Source organism: Kitasatospora sp. NPDC023385 (assembly GCF_055664045.1).
Genome location: NZ_JBVOOL010000066.1, coordinates 1 through 6,930, shown reverse-complemented (window position 1 = coordinate 6,930; position 6,930 = coordinate 1). Strand labels below are relative to the sequence as shown.

The following is a 6,930-nucleotide window of genomic DNA, read 5'->3' as shown; positions in this document are numbered from 1 at the left end:
TCGCCGGTCGGGGATGAGTCCGTTGCCGACCGGGCGGGGTCTTGAACTCCTGGACGTCGTGCTGGCGGCCGGCCTGCCCGTCGCCTCCCCGATGGTGCTCGACCTCGCCGCGTTCCGCACCGCTGACGCCACTGTCCCCGCCCTGCTGCGCGGGCTCGTCGGCGCGCCCGTCCGCCGTGCCGTCGCGAGCCGTACCGGCGCGGGCGGCGGCGCCTCCGGCCTCGCCGCCCGGCTCGCCGGACTCTCGTCCAGCGAGCGGACGAACACCCTGATGGACCTGGTCCGCGGCCACGTCGCTGCCGTGCTCGGCCACGGCGACGGCCGGGCGGTCGAGCCGAAGCGGGCGTTCAAGGAGCTGGGCTTCGACTCGCTGAGCGCGGTCGAGCTGCGCAACCGGCTCAACACCCTCACCGGACTGCGCCTGCCCGCGACCCTCACCTTCGACTACCCGACCCCCACCGCCCTCGTCGAGTTCCTGCTCGCCGAGACCTTCGGCAGCGAGACCGCTGTCGAGGACGCCGCAGTGGCCGTCCGGACGGCCGTGGACGACGAGCCGATCGCGATCATCGGCATGAGCTGCCGCTTCGCGGGCGGCATCGCCTCCCCCGAGGACCTGTGGCGGATGGTCCTGGACGGCGGTGAGGGCCTCACCCCGTTCCCGGCCGACCGCGGCTGGGACAACGAGGGGATCTTCGACGCGGACCCGTCGCGGGTCGGTACGACGTACGTGCGCGAGGGCGGCTTCGTTCCCGCGGGTGACTTCGACGCCGAATTCTTCGGGATCTCGCCGCGCGAGGCGCTGTCCATGGACCCGCAGCAGCGCTTGCTGCTGGAGGCGTCGTGGGAGGCGCTGGAGAGCGCCGGGATCGACCCGGCCGAGCTGCGCGGCAGCCGGACCGGCGTGTTCGCCGGCGTGATGAACACCGACTACTTCCCGAGCCTCCAGGCCGTCCCCGAGGACCTGGAGGGCTACCTCAGCACGGGCACCTCCGGCAGCGTCGCCTCCGGCCGCGTCTCGTACGCGCTGGGTTTCGAGGGTCCGGCGGTGTCGGTGGACACGGCCTGCTCGTCCTCGCTGGTGGCCCTGCACCTGGCCGTGCAGTCGCTGCGGCGCGGTGAGTCCTCGCTCGTCCTCACCGGCGGTGTGACGGTCATGTCCACTCCGGAGACCTTCGTGGACTTCTCGCGGCAGCGCGGTCTGGCGCCCGACAGCCGGATCAAGGCCTTCGCGGCGGCGGCCGACGGCACCATCTGGGGTGAGGGTGTCGGCGTGCTGCTGGTGGAGCGGTTGTCGGATGCGCGTCGTCACGGGCACAAGGTGCTTGCGGTGGTGCGGGGTTCGGCGGTGAACCAGGACGGTGCGTCGAACGGTCTGACGGCGCCGAACGGTCCGTCGCAGCAGCGGGTGATCCGGCAGGCGCTGGCCGATTCGGGTCTGTCCACGGGTGACGTGGACGTGGTGGAGGCGCACGGGACGGGTACGCGACTGGGCGACCCGATCGAGGCCCAGGCGCTGCTGGCGACGTACGGGCAGGGCCGTGAGGGCGGCGAGCCGCTGTGGCTCGGCTCGGTGAAGTCCAACATCGGTCACACCCAGGCCGCGGCCGGCGCGGCGGGCATCATCAAGATGGTGATGGCGCTGCGCAGCGGCGTCATGCCGCAGACCCTGAACGTCGACGCGCCCACGCCCGAGGTGGACTGGTCGGCGGGCTCGGTGGAGCTGCTGACCGAGGCGCGGGACTGGCCCGAGGTCGGGCGTCCGCGCCGGGCGGCGGTGTCGTCGTTCGGCATCAGTGGCACCAACGCGCACGTGGTGCTGGAGCAGGCTGCGGCGGAGGAGCCGGCCGAGGTTGTCGAGGTGACGGTCGACGCTCCGGTGCCGTGGGTGCTCTCGGGTAAGTCGGAGGCGGCGCTGCGGGCGCAGGCGGCGCGCTTGGCGGCGTTCGTCGGGGAGCGGCCGGAGCTGTCGCCGGTGGACGTCGGGTACTCGCTGGCGTTGTCGCGGGCGCGGTTCGACCACCGTGCGGTGGTGTCGGGTGCGAGCCGGGACGAGCTGCTGGCGGGCCTTTCCGCGCTGACCGCCGGGTCGGTCGTCTCCCGTGGTGCACTGGCGTTCCTGTTCACGGGGCAGGGGAGTCAGCGGGCGGGGATGGGCCGGGAGTTGTACGGCACGTTCCCGGTGTTCGCGGCGGCGTTCGACGAGGTGTGCGATCGCTTCGAACTGCCTTTGAAGGACGTGGTGTTCGAGGGGTCGGAGCTGCTGGACCGGACGGCGTACACGCAGGCGGCGTTGTTCGCGGTGGAGGTGGCGCTGTTCCGTCTGGTGGAGTCGTGGGGTCTGAAGCCGGACTTCCTGGTCGGGCACTCGGTCGGTGAGATCGCTGCCGCGCATGTGGCTGGGGTGCTGTCGCTGGAGGACGCGGCCAAGCTGGTGGAGGCGCGGGGCCGTCTGATGCAGGCGCTGCCCGCCGGTGGCGCCATGGCGGCGATCGAGGCGACGGAGGCGGAGGTGCTGCCGCTGCTGGCCGGCCGGGAGGCGGAGATCGCCGTCGCGGCGGTCAACGGGCCTTCGTCGGTGGTGGTTTCGGGTGACGAGGCCGCCGTGCTGGAGGTGTTGGAGCACTGGAAGGCGCAGGGTCGTAAGGGCCGTCAGCTGCGGGTGAGCCACGCGTTCCACTCGCCGCGCATGGAGCCGATGCTCGACGAGTTCCGCGCCGTGGCGGCCGAGTTGACCTACAGCGAACCCAAGCTCGCGGTGGTCTCCAACGTCACCGGTGAGTTGGCGACCGAGCTGACGTCTCCCGAGTACTGGGTGCGCCATGTCCGGGAGGCGGTGCGCTTCGCCGACGGCATCGCCTACCTGGCCGCCCAGGGTGTCACCGACTTCCTGGAGCTGGGCCCGGACGGCACCCTCTCCGCCCTCGCCCAGGACATCACGGACGGCCACTTCGCCCCCGTCCTGCGCAAGGACCGCGCCGAGGCCCTGACCTTCACCCAGGCCGTCACCGGCCTGCACGCCCGGGGCTCCGAGCTGGACTGGGAGGCCGTGTTCGCCGGCCGCGGCGCCCAGCGCACCGACCTGCCGACCTACGCCTTCCAGCACCAGCACTACTGGCTGGAGCGGACGGCGCCCACCGGCAGCCTGGCGCCCGCCGGGCTCGCCTCGGTCGAGCACCCGGTCCTCGGCGCAGCGGTCTCCCTGCCGGCGACCGGGACGGTCCTGCTGACCGGCCGCCTCTCGCTTCAGTCCCACGCCTGGCTCGCCGACCACTCGCTGCTCGGCGCCGCCGCGGTGCCCGGCTCGCTCTTCGTGGAGCTGACGACAGCCGCCGGCGACCAGGTCGGCGCCGGCGTCCTCCGGGATCTGACGCTGCAGGCCCCGCTCGTCCTGCCCGAGCAGGGCGGTGTGGCCCTGCGGGTGACCGTGGACGGTGCCGACGAGGAAGGTCTCCGTCCGGTCGCGGTCTACTCGCGGGACGAGGCCGTCGGGATCGACGAGCCGTGGGTGTGCCACGCCACGGGCCGGGTGGGCGCCGGAGCGCCCGCCGTCGAGGCCGACCTGTCGGTCTGGCCGCCGCAGGGCGCGCGCCAGGTGGACGTGGAGTCGCTGTACGGGCGCCTCGCGCAGGCGGGTCTGGACTACGGTCCGGCCTTCCAGGGCGTGCGGGCCGCCTGGCAGCTCGGCGACGCCCACTACGCGGAGGTCGAGCTGCCCGAGGGCGTGCCGGCCGAGGGCTTCGGCCTTCACCCCGCGCTGCTGGATGCCGCGCTCCACGCGCTCCCGCTGGACGGGGAGGCGGCGAGGATCGCCTCCGGGTGGACCGGTGTCTCGCTGTTCGCCACCGGTGCGACCGCTCTGCGGGTGCGCCTCGCGGGCGGCTCGCTGATCGCCGTTGATGCCTCGGGTGAGCCCGTCCTCGCCGCTCAGGCGGTGGCCTGGCATGAGCCGACGGCCGGTGAACTCGCCCTCGACGGGGACGCGTTCCGCGACGCGCTGTTCCGCCTGGACTGGTCGGGGCTGGCGCTGCCCGCCGCCGGGACGGCCTCGTGGGCCGTGCTCGGCGAGGTGGACGCGGCTCTCGCCGGTGGTACGGCGTTCGCCGGCCCGGCGGAGCTGGCCGGGGCCGGTTCGGTGCCGGAGCTGGTCTTCGTCCCGCTCATGCCGTCCGAGGGCCACGATGTGGTGGGCGCCGTCCACCGGTCGGCGCAGGACGCGCTGGCGCTGGTGCAAACCTGGCTGGCGGAGGAGCGCTTCGCCGACTCCCGTCTGGTGTTCGTCACCCGTGGCGCGGTCGCCGTGACCGGGGGCGTCGAGGACCTCGTCCACGCGCCCGTCTGGGGTCTGGTGCGTTCCGCGCAGGCGGAGAACCCGGACCGCTTCGTCCTGGTCGACGTCGACCGCGGCCTCGGCGAGCTGGGTGCCGACCGGCTGTCGGCCGCCGTCGCCACGGGCGAGGACCAGGTGGCCCTGCGCGGCGGCAAGGCCTTCGTGCCGCGCCTGGTCCGTGCCTCCCGGGCGGGCGGGGCGGAGGTCGCGCTCGCGGAGGGCGGGACGGTGCTGGTCACCGGTGGTACGGGTGCGCTGGGTTCGCTGGTGGCCCGTCATCTGGTCGCCGAGCACGGTGTGCGGCATCTGGTCCTGACCAGTCGGCGTGGTCTGGCTGCCGAGGGTGCGCGGGAGCTGGTGGACGAGTTGGTCGCGTTGGGCGCGGTCGAGGTGGAGGTCGCGGCGTGCGACGTCGCCGATCGTGAGGCGCTGGCCGCCCTGCTGGCGGCCGTGCCGGCCGAGCGTCCGCTGACGGCGGTCGTGCACACGGCCGGTGTGCTGGACGACGGTGTGGTCGGTTCGCTCACTCCGGAGCGTCTGGAGGCGGTGCTGCGTCCGAAGGTGGACGCGGCGTTCCACCTGCATGAGCTGACGCGCGACCTGGACCTGTCGGCGTTCGTGCTGTTCTCCTCCGCCGCCGGTGTCTTCGGTGACGCGGGGCAGGCGAACTACGCGGCGGCGAACACCTTCCTGGACGCCCTCGCCGCCCACCGTCACGCCCTCGGTCTGCCGGCGACTTCGCTGGCCTGGGGTTTCTGGGAGCAGCGCAGCGGACTCACCGGCCACCTCTCGCAGGCCGACACGGAGCGCATCAAGCGCTCGGGCATGGTGCCGATCTCCTCGGAGTTCGGCATGGAGCTGCTCGACGCCTCGCTCCGGGCCGACGCGGCCGCGCTGGTGCCGATGCCGCTGGACCTGGCCGCCCTGCGCCGCCACGGTGCCGCCGTCCTGCCGGGGCTGCTGCACGCACTGGTCGGAGCGCCGGTCCGCCGCGTCGCGAGCGGAAAGGCGGCGCGCACCGACTCCTCGTCGCTGGGCCGCCGGCTCGCCGGGCTCACCGAGGACGACCAGAACGACGTGCTGTTCGAACTGGTCCGCACGCACGTCGCCGCCGCGCTCGGCCACAGCGGCGGCGAGGCGATCGCGCCCAAGCGCGCCTTCAAGGAGCTGGGCTTCGACTCGCTGACCGCCGTCGAACTGCGCAACCGCCTGAACACGGAGACCGGCCTGAAGCTGCCGGCGACGCTGGTGTTCGACTACCCGACACCCGCCGCGCTCGTGGACTTCCTGCGGGCCGAGGTGATCGGTGCGGCCCCGGTCGTCGAGTCGGCCGTCGCCCGTACGGTCGCCACCGGCGATGACCCGATCGTGATCGTCGGCATGAGCTGCCGCTTCGCGGGCGGGGTGACCTCCCCCGACGAGCTGTGGCGGCTGGTGGCCGACGGCCGTGACAGCCTGACGCCGTTCCCGGCCGAGCGCGGCTGGGACGTCGAGGGCCTGTACGACCCGGACCCGGCCACGGCCGGGACGACCTACGTCCGGGTCGGCGGCTTCCTGGAGGGCGCGGGCGACTTCGACCCGGCGTTCTTCGGGATCTCGCCGCGCGAGGCGCTGGCCACCGACCCGCAGCAGCGCCTGCTGCTGGAGGCGTCGTGGGAGGCGCTGGAGAGCGCCGGGATCGACCCGGCCGACCTGCAGGGCAGCCAGACCGGTGTGTTCGCCGGTGTGATGGCCACCGATTACTTCCCCGGCCTGCAGTCGGTTCCCGAGGAACTGGAGGGCTACCTCAGCACCGGCACTTCCGGCAGCGTCGCCTCCGGCCGCGTGTCGTACGCGCTGGGCCTGGAGGGTCCGGCGGTGTCGGTGGACACCGCGTGCTCCTCCTCGCTGGTCGCGCTGCACCTGGCCGTGCAGTCGCTGCGGCAGGGGGACTGCACGCTGGCCCTGGTCGGTGGCGTCACCGTGATGGCCGGTCCGGACACCTTCGTGGACTTCTCGCGGCAGCGCGGTCTGGCCGCCGACGGCCGGATCAAGGCCTTCGCGGCGGCGGCCGACGGCACCAACTGGGGCGAGGGCGTCGGCGTGCTGCTGGTGGAGCGGTTGTCGGACGCGCGGCGCAACGGGCACAGGGTGCTTGCGGTGGTGCGGGGTTCGGCGGTGAACCAGGACGGTGCGTCGAACGGTCTCACGGCGCCGAACGGTCCGTCGCAGCAGCGGGTGATCCGGCAGGCGCTGGCGGGTGCCGGGCTGTCGGCCACCGAGGTCGATGTGGTGGAGGCGCACGGGACGGGTACGCGACTGGGCGACCCGATCGAGGCGCAGGCGCTGCTGGCGACCTACGGCCAGGGGCGTGAGGGCGGCGAGCCGCTGTGGCTGGGCTCGGTGAAGTCGAACATCGGCCACACCCAGGCCGCGGCCGGTGTCGCCGGTGTGATCAAGATGATCAAGGCGATGCAGGAGGGCCACCTTCCGCAGACCCTGAACGTCGACGGGCCCACGCCCGAGGTGGACTGGTCGGCGGGTGCGGTGGAGCTGCTGACCGAGGGCCGTGCGTGGCCCGAGGTCGGGCGTCCGCGCCGGGCGGCGGTGTCGTCGTTCGGCAT

At 73.6% G+C, this 6,930-nt stretch carries 1 protein-coding gene; it reads left to right on the top strand.

Going from position 1 to position 6,930, the window contains the following annotated elements:
* Positions 1–22: 22 nt before the first annotated feature.
* Positions 23–6,930, top strand: a 6,908-nt coding sequence (locus AC0B61_RS36765; RefSeq protein ID WP_471746833.1) for an SDR family NAD(P)-dependent oxidoreductase, incomplete at its 3' end; no start/stop codon positions are given.